Below are 15,837 nucleotides of genomic sequence, written 5' to 3'. Positions count from 1 at the left end.
GTCTTGTGCTCCACCCAGGCCGCTGAGGACGCTGAACGCTGGCTCGGATCGAGCGGCGCCCTGGCGGACGCTACATTATCTCAGCCCCTGAACTGGCCAAACTCATGGGCGCGACTGCACTTTCTGGAGCGGCATAGCATGCGAGTGACGTTGTTGATCCTGACCTACAACGAAGTCGAGGGCATGCGCGTGATCATGCCGCAGATCGACCCCGCCTGGCATGATGAGCTGATCATCATGGATGGCGGATCCACGGACGGCACCCTGGAGTACGCCCGCGCGCAGGGCTATGCGATCCATGTGCAGCAGCAGCCGGGATTGGGCGCCGCCTATCTGGAGGGGTTGGCGCGCGCCACCGGCGACATCGTCATTCTGTTCAGCCCCGATGGCAACTCGGATCCGGCGCGGATCCCCGACCTGATCGAAAAGATGCGCCAAGGCTATGATCTGGCGATTGTCTCCCGCTATCTGGATTGGGCCAAAAGCACCGATGACGATCTGGTCACCGGGTTTGGTAACTGGTTGTTCACCAAACTCTATAATGTGTTGTTTCGGCAGAAGGTGACCGATCTGCTGGTGATCTATCGGGCGTTTCGTCGGGATCTGGTGCAGGAGTTGGGGGTGGACCACACCGCCATCTCCTGGACCACGCAGATGATGTGCAAGGCGGCCAAACAACGCAAACGCATTGGCGAAATTCCCGGTGATGAGCCGCCGCGCATCGGCGGCGTGCGCAAGATGAACCCTCTGCGCAACGGTTGGGCGGAGTTGAGCATGTTGCTGCGGGAGTTCGTCCGCCGCTAAGGCTGGCGAGGGCTGCGCGTATGACACATCAGGACTCCCCAGGCTGGCGCCATGGTAGGGCGCGCACTCCACGCGTGGCCATCGCCAGCGTCGCCCTGCTGTGGTTCGGCTCGCAGATTCTGCTGTTCCTCATAAAAGGCCCCAACTGGGTCCTGATTCCGCAGGATCTGGGCTATAACTATCTGTTCAACGGCGTGAATATTCTGCGGGGCGACGCTGCGGGCACGCTGATCCACCCCGCCATCACCACCATCTACTACTACGCCGGGCTCACCTGGCTGATTTATCAGCTCTTCGGCGCCGGCGAGTTGGCCGCCTGGGTCGTCGGCCATCTGGAATTTACATCACAGTGCATCAGCTATTTTACGGCGTTTTTGGGCATGCTCGCGTTCTATGTTGCGGGCGTCCTGGTGTGGCGCGGAACCGGCAGCGTGTGGCTGGCGCTGCTGCTGCTGGCGCAGGGGTTCATTCACCGGCCCGACTCCATGGTGCTCAACAGCTTTGGCGCGCCGGAGAGTTTTCTCTACCTGTTGGCCATGCTGCTGGCGGGGGTCAGCGCGCTGCGTTTGCGCGCGGAGTCGCAGCCGCCTCAGCCGGAGCGCGTCTACCTGCTGCTCTCCAGCCTGATCTGCGCCACCGCCCTGGCGACCAAATTCACGGCGGCGCCGTTTGTCCTGCTGCCTTTGCTGGCGCTGCGCGGGTGGCGTCACCGGCTCCAGTTCCTCGCCCTGTGCGCAGTGTGGGGGCTGTTCTACGCGTTGCCGATTCTGCTGGAGCCGCTCAACCGCGCGCAGTTCATTGAGGACCTTTTCAGCCTGGTCGCCACCACCCGCAATGAGCGGGCGGCGGCGGCGGCGCAGACCGATACGGGCGTTTCCATCCTGCACCTGTTTGACGACGTCGGATTGTGGGCGATGGCGCTCATCACGGCGGCCATGCTGGGAGCGCTGTTGGTTGCGCGGGGCAAACAGAGCGGGCGTCCCGCGCTGAACGCCGTGGCTGTGCGCATTGCGCTCGCCGCCATTGCCGCCACGCTGGCGGGCGTTCTGTTGATCCTGTTGCGTCCCAAGATCCACTATGTCATCGCCTACACCCCCTTCCTCGCCCTGGCGATGATCGCCTTTGTCCACGCCTATGCCCGCCAACAGAGGCCGCGCGTGACGACGCTGCCTGGCGGTCGCATCACCTTGGCGGTGTGCGCGGCGGGGTGTCTGTACGTCGCCTATCACAATCTTGTGGCCGGTGGGGAGATCCTCGCCATGATCCGGCATGATCGACTGGCGATTCAGGCGCGGCTGCCGCAGGATCCCACCGTTGAGCGCGCCGCCGTGATTGCGGCCATCCCCGCCACCAACCCGTATACCGCCATCGCTCACGCCAACAGCACGTCGCGATTCCGCCTGCTCTCGTTGACCCGGGGCGTCACCCCAGCCCACTATTATGATTTTCTGTTCGATGGCCGCTCGGTGCGGGATTCTGCGGGCGCAATCTGGACCCTGGCGGATCTGGCGCTGCGGTATGACCGGCTCTATTTCTGGGTGCGACCCTTTATGCAGGCGGGCAGGCAGGTTCCCTATGCGCCGGCGCTGGCGACTCTGCAACCGCTGATCCAGGGACAAATGGAACAGCTGTCTGTCATGCGGCATGTGGCGCTGCATACGCTGTATAATCCGCAATCCGCGCCAATGGAAGATGCCCTGTCGGCATGGACGAGCGGCGGGTGCGACGCCTCTACGGGGCCGTGTTTGACGCTGCGCACGCGCGGCGTAATGGGCGCGAATCTCACCCGCATTCGCCTGCGCGCAACCGATGCGCAGGCGGCGCGGGCCATGCCGCGGGCGTGGCGCGTGTTGGGCTCTCAGGAGGGCCAGGCGTGGCGCGTGTTGCATACGCAGTTGGATGGCCGCTCCTGGCGCGCGGGGGAAACCCGCGACATCCCCATTGCCCATGCGGGTCGCTTCCGCCAGTTTCGTTTGCTCGGGGTCGCGCCCACAAGCGAGCCCCATGGGCGGCGTTGGCCCAGCCAGGCGTTGTTGATGTCGCGCCCGCAAGACGTCGGGCTGAGGATCTATCCCGGCCACGGCGCGCGCCTGATGACGTTGGCGCAGTGGGATGCGGGCGCGCTATGGAGCCACACGCCGGTGTTGGAAGCCGTGGGCGCGTTCCCCATGACGGTGGCGCGGGACATGCAGAAGCCGCGTTACGTCGACCACTATCTGTTGGGCACAGGGCATGACGGGGTGGGCGCGCGCGACGCCATCGGCCGCATGCCCACCGCATGGACGTTGCAGGGCTCCAACGATGGCGAGCGCTGGCGGACGGTGGACCAGCGCGCGCAAGAGGCGGGCTGGCGGCCGGATGAACAGCGTCTGTATGCGCTCTCGCAACCCGGCGCGTTTCGCTGGTGGCGGCTACGGGTGACGCGCGGCGCGCAGCAAAACGTGTTGCGTCTGTATAAAGCGCGTCTGCTGAACATGCGCGACGCCCAGGTCCCTGAATTGCGTCGACAGGGCGGATTCCTCGAGAGCGCCACCGGTCTGCCGGTGGCCATCGCGTTGGACTTCGACGCCCCGGCGCGTCCGACCCGCTATCAGCTTGAGGCGGACATCTACGCCCCGGAGGCCATGGCGCGCGCGCCGTTCGCCTGGACTCTGTTGGGTTCGTCGGATGGTCGCCGGTGGCGCCGCCTGGATCAGCGTCGGCTCACCGCGCCCTGGCGCGCGGGCGAGCGCCGCGCGTTCGCCATCGCCGCGCCCCAATGGGTGCGCCATCTGCGCCTGGTGGTGACCGAAGTGGCCGACCACGGCGGGGTGATGCGCCTGCGCAACGCCCTGTTCTACTCGCTGGCGCAGGATGACGCGGCGTCGGCGCCGCCGTCGGAAGCCGATGGCGGCGCGCCGTCGCGGCGCGTTCAGACGGAGTCCGCAGGCTGCTGCGGGAGTTGAGCGCGATACCAATCGAGGGTCTTGCGAATGCCGCTCTCCAGGGATGTGGTCGGGCGCCATCCGTAGAGCTCCTCGGCGCGGCGGATGTCCAGAAAAACGCGGGTGTCGATGTTCGGCTTGTCCAGGTCGAAATCGATTGCGATGCGCTTGCCGGCGGCGGCGATGATCTTCTCCACCAACTCGCGGATGCTGATGGCCCGCCCATAGCCCACATTGACCAGGGTGTAGGGCGTCTGCTGGCGCGCCAGGGCGCGCTCGACGAACTCGGTCAGATCGTCCACATAGAGCAGATCGCGCGCCTCGCGCCCGGCCCCCCACACGGTGATGCGTCCGCTGACGTCCTGCATCACCTTGGCCACGGTGGCGCCGAACACGTGGGAGCGCTCCAGATCATATTTGTCGTAAGGGCCGTAGATGTTGGAGTGGCGAATCACGGTGAAGCGGGTACGTCCCAGCCGGGCGTAGAATTCGCACATGTTTTCGATGTAAACCTTGGTCAGGCCGACGCCGAAATATTTGGGGTGCGGCGGCGTGGCGGGATCGTAGTCGCTCTCTTTGAGGGCGTGGTCGGCGCTGGGGTACATCACGCTGCAACTGAAAAAAACAAACCGCCCCACATGGTGGTCATGGGCCGCGCGCAGCAGCAACGAGTTCATCACCGCGTTGTCGGTCACGTGGATATGCGGCTGGGTGACGATATCCTTGGCCCCGGAGGTGGTGGCGGCGGCCTGAATGATCACATCCATCCCCTGGACCACACGATTGACATCGTCGGCGCGGGTCAGGTCGGCCTGCACGAAGGTCACGCCGGGTTCGCGCCATGCCGGGCGGGCGCAGTGGACGGCGGTGATCTCCAGATCTTCGCGGCCCGCCAGACGTTGGACCAGATTGCGGCCAATGAAGCCAGTGGCGCCGCAGATCAACACCTTTGTCTTCATGCGTTCGTCTCCCTCTCCTGAACCAACCTCTCCACCGCCTGCATTGAGCTTTGTGCAAACACCGGGCAGAGCCGGGCGATCTTGTCATTGCGCGTGGGCGGGGGGCGATAGGTGAACGCGCCGAAGGGGCGCTGACGGCCAAAACGCTCGGCCAGCGCGCCCATGCTTACGGCGTCGCTGCGGTGGGCGTTAAACACGCCGTGGATATCCGGCTGCGTCAGCGCCAGGCGGATGAACGCCAGGATGTCGGCGTAGTGCGCGCAACGGAACTCGGAATCCGCCGTCAGCGACAGCGCGCCGGGCGCGCCGCACGCCAGCCGGGTCAGATTGTTGGGGCGCATGTGGGGTCCCAGCAGCAGGCCGGGACGCAGAATGAGGCTGTTGCGGGCGCACTGCGCCACGATGGACTCCGCCGCCAGTTTGCATAGGGCGTAAGGAGTGAGCGGGCCGTCCAGGGGGATTGGCGTGGTCTCATCCAGCCAGCGCCCCGCCTGCGCCTGCGGGTAGACATCCACGCTGGAGATGAGAATGAAGCGGCGGTGGGGCAGCGCCGTCATGGCTTGGGTCAAAAACAGCGTGTCCTGGAGGTATCCATACAAGGCGTCGCCCGCGTGCAGATCGCGCCGCATGTTGAAGGCGCAGTGGATGATCGCCGCAAACGGCTCGGCGGCGGGCGGCGGGGCGATGGGCGGCGACTGTCGCGTTAGCGCGACGCCGCCAAGTTGCTCGAACAGATATTTTCCCAGGCCGCCGCCCGCGCCGGTGATCAGGAGTTGGCCGCCAGCGCCCGGGCGGGGGGCGTGTTCACGCATCGTCTTGCAACAGTTTGCGCGGCAGGGAGATCTGCATCATCTGCTCGACGTGGCGGCGCGTTTTGACGCCGAATGTGTTCTCCAGCATGCGCAAGATTTCCGGCGAGCGGAAATAGTCGTTGAACAGCTCGTCGCGCAGCGCCAGCACCTGCGCCGGACTCAGATGCTTGGTCGGCGCCGGTTCGCAGGCGTCGCTATAGAGGCCGTAGGCGTCCCAGCTGGTCGGGGTGGAGATGACGCCGTCGCGCAGATAGGCGTCGTACATCGGCGTGCCGGGATAGGCAAACGCCGGGTAGACATTGACCCACTCGAATTGGTTTTTGAACAGAAAGTCGCGCGTTCTGCGCACGCTCTGAACGCTGTCCTCCCACAGCCCGACGATGACATCGGCGCAGATGTGAATGCCCGCCTCGCGGGTCATGTCGATGGTCTCCTGCGCCTGCGCCGAAACGCGTTTGTTGGTTGAAGCGACGATGGATTCATCGAAGGATTCGAAACCATAGGCGATCCAATTGACGCCGACGCGCTTCAGACGTTTGAGCATCTGCGGGGTCACCGAGTCAATGCGCGCAAAGCACCACATGTCCAGATCGTAGCCGCGCTCCTCCAGCAGGTCGCAGAACTGGTCGATGCGCGGGTGTTTGATGGCGAACAGTTCGTCGAGGATCTTGAGTCGGCGCACGCCATGGTTTTGCACCAGATCGTCAATCTCCGCCACCACGTTTTCCATGCTGCGGAAACGGAATTTGCGCTGGCCGAAGACGTTGTTGACCGAGCAGAAGTCGCACGGATAGGGGCAGCCCTGGTTGGTCCAGATGATGGCGTAGGGGGACCGTTGGTCAATCTCCTCGCCGAAGCAGTGCCAGTTATGCGCCCGGTAGCGCGCCGGATTCATTTTGTCCCAGTTGATGCGCGGCAGATCATCCAGCGCCGCCAGCGGCGGCGGCGCTTGTTGGACAAAGCGCGCGTTTTCAAAATAGGCGAGTCCGGGGATCTGGCGCTTGTCGCCGCCCTGCGTGCGCCAGGCGTAGAGCTGGGAGAGGGCGTCGAAGCCCTCGCCGAGGATGACGAAATCGGCGCCGGTCTCGCGCAGGGTGCGTTCGGGCAGCACCGTCGGATGGCCGCCCCACACGCAGGCGGCGCCCGCCGCCACGCCAACGCGCCGCATCTGCTCGAACAGGTCGATCACGCCAACCATGGTCATGGTGGAGGCCGACGGGTTGGCGCCGGTGGCCAGCACGCAGACCAGATCGGGTTGCGCCTGTTGCAGGCGATTGGCCAGCTCGGCGTTGCTCAGGCCCTCGGCTTCGGCGTCGATCATGACCGTGGGGACGCCCTGCGCGCTCATGTAGGCTTCCAGAATGCCCAACGGAATGTTGGGGGCGATGGCCGCCAGCGTGTTGGCGGTGCCTGCATAGAGCTTCTTTTTGGAATTGGCGGTGACAAGGTATAAGCCGTTCATGAAGCGGGCGTTCCTGAATACAAGCAATGACGCAGGATCAAGCGCGGACCTGGGCTTGGGGATAAAAGCGCAGCGGGCGGATCAAGCTTTGGATTTTCAAGCGCGTTCACAGCATATCCTCCACAAATGCGCGGTGCAATACCCATGCGACGCGCGCCCGCCGGGGAATACCCATGCGACGCGCGCCCGCCGGGGAATATTGCGCAGCGCGTCGCGCCCAGGCTATAATGGGGGCCGTGCGGGATGCGGATTTCGCCCTTCTGTTGTGACCATCGCAATCGCTCCAGCCAGAACCGAACGCGGCGCCGACCATGCGCGCACGCTCTGTTTGACGAACCCAGACCCCCCGTGACGCCGTGAAGCAGGAGCCCGCCGTGGTGGAGCCAGCGCGCCACACCCAGGAGCGCTACGGAATGCGCGCCCAGGCTGTGGATTACCCCATGATGCTGGTGCTTGCGCTGGTCTATCCGTGCAACGCCAAATGTCCGCACTGCCCCTACACGCAATCCAATATCCGCCAGAGTTACCGGGATGCGCCGTATATGCCGGCATCGCTGTTCCAGGCCATCGCCGATGAATCGGGCCCCCACGCCGCCTACCTGCGCATTTCGGGCGGCGGCGAGCCGCTGCTGCATCCACAGGCCATTGAGCTGCTGACCTACGCCAAGCAGGTCGGTTGCCGCGTGGGGCTGATCACCAACGGCTCGCTGCTGGATGAGGCCAACAGCCGCGCCCTGCTCGCCGCGGAGGTGGAGATGATCGAAGTCTCCGTCGACGCCGGCGACGCCGCCGCCTACGCCAAAGCGCGCGTCGGGCTCGACTGGGAGACGCTGGTGCGGAATCTCACGCGCCTGCTGCAGTTGCGCGACGCGCTGGGCGGGGTTTCTCGCATTGTGGTCTCCGGCGTGGCGCAACGGGGGGTGGACCTGGATGCGGCGGAACGCTTCTGGATGCAGCGGGTGGGGGTGGACCACTTCATCCGCCGCAAATTCCTCACCTGGGGCGACAACACCACCCTCGATCCCGACTGGTCGGCGGATGCGGAGCCTTATATCGACGCCGGCAACGTGCCCTGCCCGTTCCTGTTCGAACGTCTGAACATCGACACCCGCGGCAATGTGATGCTGTGTGGTTTTGACATCGCCGGGCGCACGCACATGGGGCGCGCGCCGGAGCAGAGCATTCGCGACATCTGGCTGGGCGAAGGGTTCGCCCGCTATCGCGCGCAACATCTGGCGGGCAACGGCGCGCGCATGCCGCTGTGCGCGGAGTGTCCCGATTGGCGCTACCGCTCGTGGGGCCATAACTACTGGAAGGCGACGGCATTGGCCGAACACGCGCGATTGAACCGCGCGCGCGACGACTCGAACGCGCAGTCGACAGGTCCGCAATGAGACGCGATCAAGGCCGCCTGGTCCGCCTGCGTCCGTTGCGTCAGGCGGACGCCGCCATCACCCAGAGCTGGCGCAACGATCCGGTGGTGCGTCACAACACATTGGGATTCCGGTTTCCCATCACCCAGGAGCGCGAAGAGGTCTGGTTTGAGCGGATTCTGCGCGATACGGGCCAGAACCGGGCCGACTTTGCCATTGAATGCGTCGCCGACGACGCCCTGGTGGGGATGACCCATCTGTGCGAAATCGACTGGATTGCGCGCCACGCGCGCCTGGGCGTCGTTATCGGCGAGGCCGCGCGGCAGGGTCAGGGCTACGCCGCCGAGGCCCTGGGGCTGTTGTTTGATTACGCGTTCAACATATTGAACCTGCGGCGTATTCACTTGCAGGTCGCAAGCTATAACAGGCGCGCCCTGGCGCTCTATGCGCGCCTGGGCTTCATCGAAGAGGGGCGTCTGCGTGAGCACGTCTATCTGGATGATGGCTATCACGATCTCATTCTCATGGGATTGATGCGCGCCGACTGCGCGCCGCCGTCGGCGACAGGCAGCGCATAGAGCGTTTGGCCTGTTGGCGCGCCTGGGGTGGCGGCGCGGCGATATTTTCTCAATGTCGTTTGCGTCCAAATCAGCCTAATATGCGCTCAATTCACGCAAGGGAGCGGTTTATGGGCAGAGTGGTCTTGGTCACCGGCGGCGCAGGTTTCATCGGCTCAAATTTTGTGCGTCACATGCTGCGGGAGCGCCCGGACGACCGCATTATCGTGCTGGACGCCCTCACCTACGCCGGCTCTCTGGACAATCTGCCCGACGCCTTCAAGCGTCCCGCCGCCGACAGCCGGGCGACGTTCCACTACGGCGACGTGTGCAACCCGCAACTGGTGGCGGAACTGGTGGCGCAGAGCGACCAGATTGTCCACTTCGCCGCTGAATCCCATGTCAGCCGCTCCATCGTCGACAACTGGAGCGGCGCGCAGACCAACTTTCTGGGCGCGCAGAACCTCATCAACGCGCTGCTCAAGAGTGCGCCCCGGGTCGAGCGCATGATCCACATCTCCAGCTCCGAGGTGTATGGCGACGCGCTCACCGAACGCATGGACGAAACGCACCCGCTCAACCCCAAGAGCCCCTACGCGGCGGCCAAATGCGGCGCCGATCGTCTGGTCTACGCCTACTGCGCCACCCATGATCTGCCCATCGTCACGCTGCGTCCGTTCAACGCCTATGGGCCGCGCCAACATGTGGAGAAGGCGATTCCCCGCTTTATCACCCATGCGCTGCGCGAACAGCCGCTGCCAATCCATGGCTCCGGGGAGGCGATGCGCGATTTTCTGCATGTGGCGGATCTGTGCCGCGCCATCGACCTGACGTTGCAGGCGCCGTTGGCGCAGACGCGCGGGCAAATCTACAACGTCGCCAGCGGCGCGGCGCGTTCGGTGGTCAGCATCGCGCAGGAGATTCTGCACGCCATGGGGGCGCCGGCGCAGGCCCTTGCCCACACCGTGGACCGGCCCGGCCAAGTGGCGCGCCACACCGGCGATTTCAGCAAGATTCACCGCGCTTTGGGGTGGTCTCCCACCATCGACTGGGAGAGCGGATTGCGCGAGACCATCGCCTGGTATCAGGCGCATGCCGAGTTGTGGCGCAAACAGTTGATCCTCAGCACCCAGCGCATCCCCCGGACAGACGGTCAGGCGGCGCTGCATTGAGCGCCGCGCCCGCGCGCAAGCGGCCCGCCTCTTTCTCCTGTGGAATCCCCCCAGCCATGAGGTTGTCGTGTGCGGCATTTGCGGCTCTGTGAACACCGGCGAGGAGACCCGCGCGCTGCCGCGCATGAGCCATGCGCTCCGGCATCGCGGCCCCGACGCCGACGGCGCGTGGGTCAACGGCCCCATCGCCCTGGCCACGCGCCGTCTGGCGCTGGTGGACCCAGAGCGCGGCGCGCAACCGCTGTTCAACGAGAGCGGCGAGGTGGCGGTGGCGTTCAATGGCGAGATCTACAACCATGGCCAGCTACGTCACCGCTTGCAGGCGCAGGGGCATCGGTTTCGCAGCCGCCACGCCGATGGCGAGGTCATCGCCCACCTGTACGAGACCATGGGGGCGGATTTCCCGCGCGCGCTTGCCGGCCAGTTCGCCATCGCCCTGTGGGATGCGCGCCAGCAAACCCTGTGGCTGATGCGCGATCACGCCGGGATCAAACCGCTCTATTACGCCGCCACCGCCAACGGCGGCTTGATCTTCGCCTCGGAGCCCAAGGCCCTGCTGACCCATCCGCAGGTCTCGCGGGGGTTGGATTGGCGCGCCCTGCACGGCTATTTCAGCTTTAAGAACATCCCCGCTCCGCAGTCGGCCTGGGCGCAGATCCGTCAATTGCGGCCGGGCCAGCGTTTGTGCTGGCGCGGGGGCCGGATCACGCTGGATTGCTGGACCCCGCCCCCGCCGACGGAGGACCCGACGATCACCCAACAGGAGGCCGCGCAGCGGATCCGCACGCTGCTGGAGCAGAGCGTGCGACAGCAGATGCAGGCCGATGCGCCGGTGGCCGCAGCGCTCTCCGGCGGGGTGGACAGCGCCGCAGTGGTCGCCCTCATGAGCCGCATGAGCGCCCAGCCGGTGGCGACCTTTACCCTGACCTATGATGAGGCGTTCCCCAACAAGCGCGCTGATCAGACGTTTGCCCGCCAGATCGCCGAGCGCGTCGGCGCCAATCATCACGAGGTGCGCATGGGCTGGCGCGACGTGGCCGACAGCCTGGAGGCGGTGGCCGAGGCGTTTGACGAACCCTTCTCGGGGGTGACCTCGGCGTATTTTCTGAATCGACGCATCGCCGACAGCGCCAAGGCGGTGCTGACCGGCGATGGCGCCGACGAGTTGTTCGGCAGTTATCGCCCGCACCGCCTGGCGCAGCCGCTGGCGCGGTTGGCGACGACGCCGGAATCCGCGCGCGACGTCGCCTTGTGGGCGGAGCTGGCGGAGCTGGACGCGACGCCGCCGGAGGCGCTGACGGCGCTGCTGCGGCGCGGCGGCGAGGCGGCGCGCCGCATGGGGATGTATCTGGCCGATGACGCCGGAATCCGCGCGCTCTACACCCCGCGCATGCAGGCGTTGACCGACGGCGCGTCGAACCAGGCGCTGGTGGCCGAGGCGCTCTCGGCCATCGCCTCTGAGGATCCGCTCAACCGCATGCTGCTGCTGGATCGAGGCGCCCTGTTGCCGGACCAGGTGCTGGCGTTTGTCGATCGCTTGTCCATGGCGCACGGTCTGGAGGCGCGCCCGCCGTTTCTGGACGCCGAGCTGATGCGCTACGCCGACACCCTCCCCGGAGCCTTGAAAATTCAGCGTGGGCGGGTCAAACATATTCTTAAGGAGGCGCTGCGGGATCTGTTGCCCGAGCCGCTGCTCAATCGCCCCAAGGAGGGATTCATTCTGCCCATCAACCACTGGCTGCGCGGCCCGCTGGCCCCCTTGGCGACGCAGACGCTGCGCCCAGAGCGGCTGGCGCGGCACGGTCTGTTGCGCGCCGAGCCGGTGGCGGCGCTGCTGCAAGCGCACCTGAGCGGGCGCGCCAACCACGGCGACCGCTTGTGGAACCTGCTCACTTTTCAACTGTGGTGGGAGCGCTGCGGCGAGGCCGCCGCATGACCACCCTGGCGGTTCTGCAGCCCGGTTACCTGCCCTGGTTGGGCTACTTCGACCAGATGCGCCGCGCCGACCTGTTCATCCACTACGATGACGTCGCCTTCGACAAACACGGCTGGCGCAATCGCAATCGCATCAAGTCGCCCCAGGGACCGCAGTGGCTGAGCGTGCCGGTGCGCCACAAGGGGCTGGGCGGCCAGCCCATTCATCGGGTGCGCATCGACGCCGCGCAGGGATGGCCGCGCAAGCATCTGCAGACCATGGCGCAGCTGTATGCGCGCGCCCCGCACACCGCCGCGTTCCTGCCGCACCTGCAAGCCATTCTGCAGCAGCCGTGGGAGTTCCTGGCGGATCTGGATATCGCCCTGGCCGAGCGCATGGCGGGCTGGCTGGGCATCGCCACCCCCACCCGGCGCGCCAGCGCGCTGGAGATCGGCGGCGCGCGCAGTGAGCGGCTGGTCAATCTGTGCCGCCACTTCGGCGCCGATCGCTATCTGACCGGCGACAGCGCGCGCAACTACCTCAACGTGGCGCTGTTCGAGCGCGCAGGCATTGAGGTGATCTGGCAGAATTACGCACATCCGGTCTATCCGCAGCGGTTCGAGCCCTTCGTCCCCTATCTGTCGGCGGTGGATCTGCTGTTCAACCTCGGCCCCGCCGCCGCCGATTGCTTCTGACGGACCTGGGTATGCAGACCGACTTCACCCGCTTGACGCCGCATCTGGACGACCCGCAACGCCGCGCGCAGCTGCGCCGCATCGAGGCGGATCTGCGCGAACATCCATTCCCGCCGCAACTGGTGGTGGAGAACACCTCGCATTGCAATCTGCGCTGTGCGCACTGCGCCCATAAAAGCCTGCAACGCCCCAAGCAACACATGGATGCGACGCTGTGGCGGCGCATCGTCGAGGAGGTGGGCCAGTGCGCGCCAGAGTGCGAACTGTGGCCCACCTTCTACGGCGAGGCGCTGCTGTTGCGCGAGGAGTTGTGGCAACGGTTGGACTACGCCCATCAGGTCGGCTGCCGCAATCTGGTGCTCAACACCAATGGCGCGTTGCTGGACCGTTGGGACGCCATCGACAGGATATTGGATTCCCCCCTCAAGCGGTTGATCGTCAGCCTCGACGGGCTGTCGCCGCAGAGTTTCGAAACCATTCGCGCGGGAGCCAAACATGCCGGCGTCTACGCCGCAGTGGAGACGCTGTGCCGCCGTCGGCAGGAGCGCGGACTGCGCTACCCGGCGATCATTGCGCAGTTCTCGGTGATGCGCGAAAACGCCCATGAGGCGCAGGCGTTTCAAGACTACTGGCGCGCGCGCAGGGCGGAGGTGAAGATCCGCCCCATGCTGGAGTGGGGCGGCGCGGTGCGCGCCGAGACCATCCGCCATGACGCCGATTTCCGCTGCGCCTGCCCGTGGGGCAACAACACCATGGCGATTCTCCAGGATGGCCGCGTGAGCGCCTGCGCAGTGGATTATGAGGGGCGTTTCAGCGTCGGGCGCATCGGCCAGATCACCCTGCAGGAGGCGTGGCGACGGCTGGGCGAGCGGCTGCGCGCGCCGCAACGGGCGCATCGATGGGACGCCCTGCCCGCCATTTGCCAGGGCTGCGGCGACTGGCAGACCGCCGGCGCGCAATACGATCCGCAGACCCTGGCCGGAACCCGCCCCTTCTGGAGCGACGCGGCGGGCGACGCGCCCCCCACTCAGGAGGCGCCGCATGCTTGATGAGATCACCCGGCGCGATATCGCCGAGCTGGGCAAATTCCCCGGCTCGGTCACCCTGCTGAGTTGGGTCTACAATGAAGAGGCGTTGATTGAAGCGCATCTGCAACGCTGTTTCGCTTTGATGTCGGCGTTGTGCGACGATTTTGAGGTGCTGGTGGTGGATGACGGCTCGCGCGACGCCACGCCGCGAATTCTGGCCGAGTTCGCCCGCGCGCATCCGCAGTTGCGCGTGGTCACCCACGCGCGCAACCGTAATGTCGGCGTGGCCGTGGACAGCGCGTTCAACGCCATGAGTAAAGAGTATTTTTTTGTGCAGACGGTGGATTGGTCCTACGATCTGCGCCACGCGCGCCGCTTTCTGGCGCTGCTGGCGCATTTTGATCTGGTCAAAGGCATGCGCCAGCGCCCGCCGGGGACGCGCAGCCGCTTGGCGCAACTGCTGTCGTCCCAGGGCAGTCGCGCGCGCTCGGACACGCGCTGGGCGGCGCTGGTGTCGTTGAGCAATTTCTATCTGATCCGTCTGCTGTTCGGCGCGCCCTTCGAGGATTACCAGAACATCGTGTTTGGCCGCCACGCCACGGCGCAGCGCTACCCCCGCGTCAGTCGCGGGGCCTTCGCCAACCCCGAACTGGTGATCCGCGCCTACAGCGACGGCTTGCGGATTCTGGAGGTTCCCATCGGCTTCACCCCGCGGCGTCAGGGCAAGGGCAAGGGCGCGCGCCCGCTGTTTGTGCTGCGCAGCGCGCTGGACGTGCTGCGCTGCTGGCTGTTGTGGGGCTGGCGGCTGCCGCGTCCGCGCGGGGCCGACCCGCTCTACCGCCTGAGCCAACCGCAGCGCCTGGATGCGGCCGCGCGCGCGCTGTGCGCGCCGCTGTTCGCCCAGCTCAATGCGCCGCTTACGCCGCCGCCGAGGTCAACAGCGGATAGAGCCGCGCGCGCGCCGCGTCAATGACCCACGCCTGCTCGGCCGCCGTCAATGCCGGGTACAGCGGCAGACTCAGCACGCCTTCGCCCCAGGCGTGGCTGACCGGGAACATCTCCGGGGTAAACCCATACTTTTCACGATAATAGGTCACCAGCGGCGCGGCGCGATAGTTGACCGTAACCGATACGCCGACCTCCTCCAGGGCGCGGATGGCCGCATCGCGCAAGTCGGCGGGCGCATGCACCGGGAACAGGTGGTGCGCGTGATCCCGCTGCGGCAGCCAATGCGGCATGCGCAGCGGCCCGTTGGCGAAGGCGTCGCGATAGCGCTGCGCCAGATGCTGACGCTGCGTGCGGGTGGTCTCGATGGCGGCGATCTGTGCGGGCAGCAGCGCCGCCAGGATATCCGACAGGTTGGATTTCAGTCCCAGCTCGGTCATGTCCCAGTGGTTGTAGCCGCCGCCGGAAAAGCGATCCTTGGCGCCCTGGGTCATGCCCTGGCTGCGGATGCGCCGCATGCGCTCGGCCAGCGCCGCATGACGGGTGACGATGGCCCCGCCCTCGCCGCAGGTGACGTTCTTGGTGGCGTAGAAGGAGAAGATCGCCACATCCGACAGCGCGCCGGGACGACGCCCCTGCAACGCGCCCTCAAAGCAGTGCGCGGCGTCTTCGATGAGGGCGACGTCGTCGCGGCCATCCAGCGCCTGGCGTATGCCCGGCAGATCGCACATCTGGCCATACAGGTGCACCGGAATCACCGCGCGGGTGCGCGGGGTGAGCGCCTGCGCCACCGCTTCGGGCGTCATCAGCAGGGTGTCGGCGTCCACATCCACGAACACCGGCCGCGCGCCCACCCACTCCACCACATTGGCGGTGGCGATGAAGGTCATGGCCGGCACGATCACCTCATCCCCCGGTCCCACGCCCAACGCGCGCAACGCCGTGACCGCGCCATTGGACCAGCTATTGGTCAACAACGCGTGGGGAATCTGCAAAAACTCGGCGATTTGACGCTCCACCCTCTCGCCAATCCGCCCATTGGTCAAAATGGGCGAGGCCAGCGCCTCAGTCAGCGCCGCCAGATCATCCGCGCCCAGCGGGTGACGGTAAAAATCCACCTTCATGCCTGCGATCCTCTCGTGAACGCCCCCATCCCGGGGCCAATCCGCCCCGGCGCAACTCCGCGCAAAT

Annotated in this window: 13 protein-coding genes; 9 read left to right on the top strand and 4 right to left on the bottom strand. The window is 66.0% G+C overall.

Going from position 1 to position 15,837, the window contains the following annotated elements; genetic code table 11:
* Window positions 1–138 precede the first annotated feature (138 nt).
* Window positions 139–804 carry a glycosyltransferase family 2 protein gene (locus tag MAIT1_RS15405; protein WP_085444446.1) on the top strand — a complete coding sequence of 222 codons (666 nt, stop codon included), beginning with the start codon at window positions 139–141 and terminating at the stop codon, window positions 802–804.
* 74 nt (window positions 805–878) lie between these two features.
* The gene (locus MAIT1_RS15400) at window positions 879–3,749 is read left to right on the top strand and encodes a discoidin domain-containing protein (protein WP_085444445.1); all 2,871 of its coding nucleotides are present in this window, start codon (window positions 879–881) and stop codon (window positions 3,747–3,749) included.
* Here the strand turns inward: MAIT1_RS15400 and MAIT1_RS15395 are convergent.
* The 3 genes from MAIT1_RS15395 to MAIT1_RS15385 are packed head-to-tail and all read right to left on the bottom strand — an operon-like array spanning window position 3,716 to window position 6,961.
* Window positions 3,716–4,687: an NAD-dependent epimerase/dehydratase family protein gene (locus MAIT1_RS15395; protein ID WP_085444444.1), complete on the bottom strand. Its 972-nt coding sequence runs from the start codon at window positions 4,685–4,687 to the stop codon at window positions 3,716–3,718. The two genes, MAIT1_RS15400 and MAIT1_RS15395, sit on opposite strands and share 34 nt — an antisense overlap.
* The gene (locus tag MAIT1_RS15390; protein ID WP_085444443.1) at window positions 4,684–5,499 is read right to left on the bottom strand and encodes an NAD-dependent epimerase/dehydratase family protein; all 816 of its coding nucleotides are present in this window, start codon (window positions 5,497–5,499) and stop codon (window positions 4,684–4,686) included. Before MAIT1_RS15390 ends, MAIT1_RS15395 begins: the two co-directional genes overlap by 4 nt.
* Window positions 5,492–6,961: a B12-binding domain-containing radical SAM protein gene (locus MAIT1_RS15385; protein WP_085444442.1), complete on the bottom strand. Its 1,470-nt coding sequence runs from the start codon at window positions 6,959–6,961 to the stop codon at window positions 5,492–5,494. Before MAIT1_RS15385 ends, MAIT1_RS15390 begins: the two co-directional genes overlap by 8 nt.
* 374 nt (window positions 6,962–7,335) lie before the next feature.
* On the opposite strand from MAIT1_RS15385, the gene MAIT1_RS15380 reads away from it, so the two are divergent.
* The 7 genes from MAIT1_RS15380 to MAIT1_RS15350 all read left to right on the top strand — a co-directional run bounded on the left by MAIT1_RS15380 (window position 7,336) and on the right by MAIT1_RS15350 (window position 14,674).
* The gene (locus MAIT1_RS15380; protein ID WP_198947916.1) at window positions 7,336–8,355 is read left to right on the top strand and encodes a radical SAM/SPASM domain-containing protein; all 1,020 of its coding nucleotides are present in this window, start codon (window positions 7,336–7,338) and stop codon (window positions 8,353–8,355) included.
* On the top strand, window positions 8,352–8,912 hold the full coding sequence (locus MAIT1_RS15375; RefSeq protein WP_085444441.1) for a GNAT family N-acetyltransferase: 561 nt from the start codon (window positions 8,352–8,354) through the stop codon (window positions 8,910–8,912). The genes MAIT1_RS15380 and MAIT1_RS15375 overlap by 4 nt, the downstream gene beginning before the upstream one ends.
* 110 nt (window positions 8,913–9,022) lie before the next feature.
* On the top strand, window positions 9,023–10,063 hold the full coding sequence (locus tag MAIT1_RS15370) for a dTDP-glucose 4,6-dehydratase (RefSeq protein WP_085444440.1): 1,041 nt from the start codon (window positions 9,023–9,025) through the stop codon (window positions 10,061–10,063).
* A 67-nt stretch (window positions 10,064–10,130) separates the two neighbouring features.
* Window positions 10,131–11,999, top strand: a complete 1,869-nt coding sequence (gene asnB, locus MAIT1_RS15365) for an asparagine synthase (glutamine-hydrolyzing) (RefSeq protein WP_158089538.1) — start codon at window positions 10,131–10,133, stop codon at window positions 11,997–11,999.
* Complete coding sequence (locus tag MAIT1_RS15360; RefSeq protein WP_085444438.1) at window positions 11,996–12,673, top strand: WbqC family protein; 678 nt, start codon at window positions 11,996–11,998, stop codon at window positions 12,671–12,673. The genes asnB and MAIT1_RS15360 overlap by 4 nt, the downstream gene beginning before the upstream one ends.
* An 11-nt stretch (window positions 12,674–12,684) precedes the next feature.
* Window positions 12,685–13,722: a radical SAM/SPASM domain-containing protein gene (locus tag MAIT1_RS15355; RefSeq protein WP_085444437.1), complete on the top strand. Its 1,038-nt coding sequence runs from the start codon at window positions 12,685–12,687 to the stop codon at window positions 13,720–13,722.
* A complete protein-coding gene (locus tag MAIT1_RS15350; RefSeq protein WP_085444436.1) occupies window positions 13,715–14,674 on the top strand; it encodes a glycosyltransferase family 2 protein in 960 nt (319 codons plus the stop codon). Before MAIT1_RS15355 ends, MAIT1_RS15350 begins: the two co-directional genes overlap by 8 nt.
* On the opposite strand, the gene MAIT1_RS15345 is transcribed toward MAIT1_RS15350, so the two are convergent.
* On the bottom strand, window positions 14,619–15,770 hold the full coding sequence (locus MAIT1_RS15345) for a DegT/DnrJ/EryC1/StrS family aminotransferase (RefSeq protein WP_085444435.1): 1,152 nt from the start codon (window positions 15,768–15,770) through the stop codon (window positions 14,619–14,621). The two genes, MAIT1_RS15350 and MAIT1_RS15345, sit on opposite strands and share 56 nt — an antisense overlap.
* Window positions 15,771–15,837: the final 67 nt, after the last annotated feature.

It is taken from the genome of Magnetofaba australis IT-1, assembly GCF_002109495.1.
GTDB lineage: Bacteria > Pseudomonadota > Magnetococcia > Magnetococcales > Magnetococcaceae > Magnetofaba > Magnetofaba australis.
This window is presented reverse-complemented; position numbering and strand designations above follow the sequence as displayed.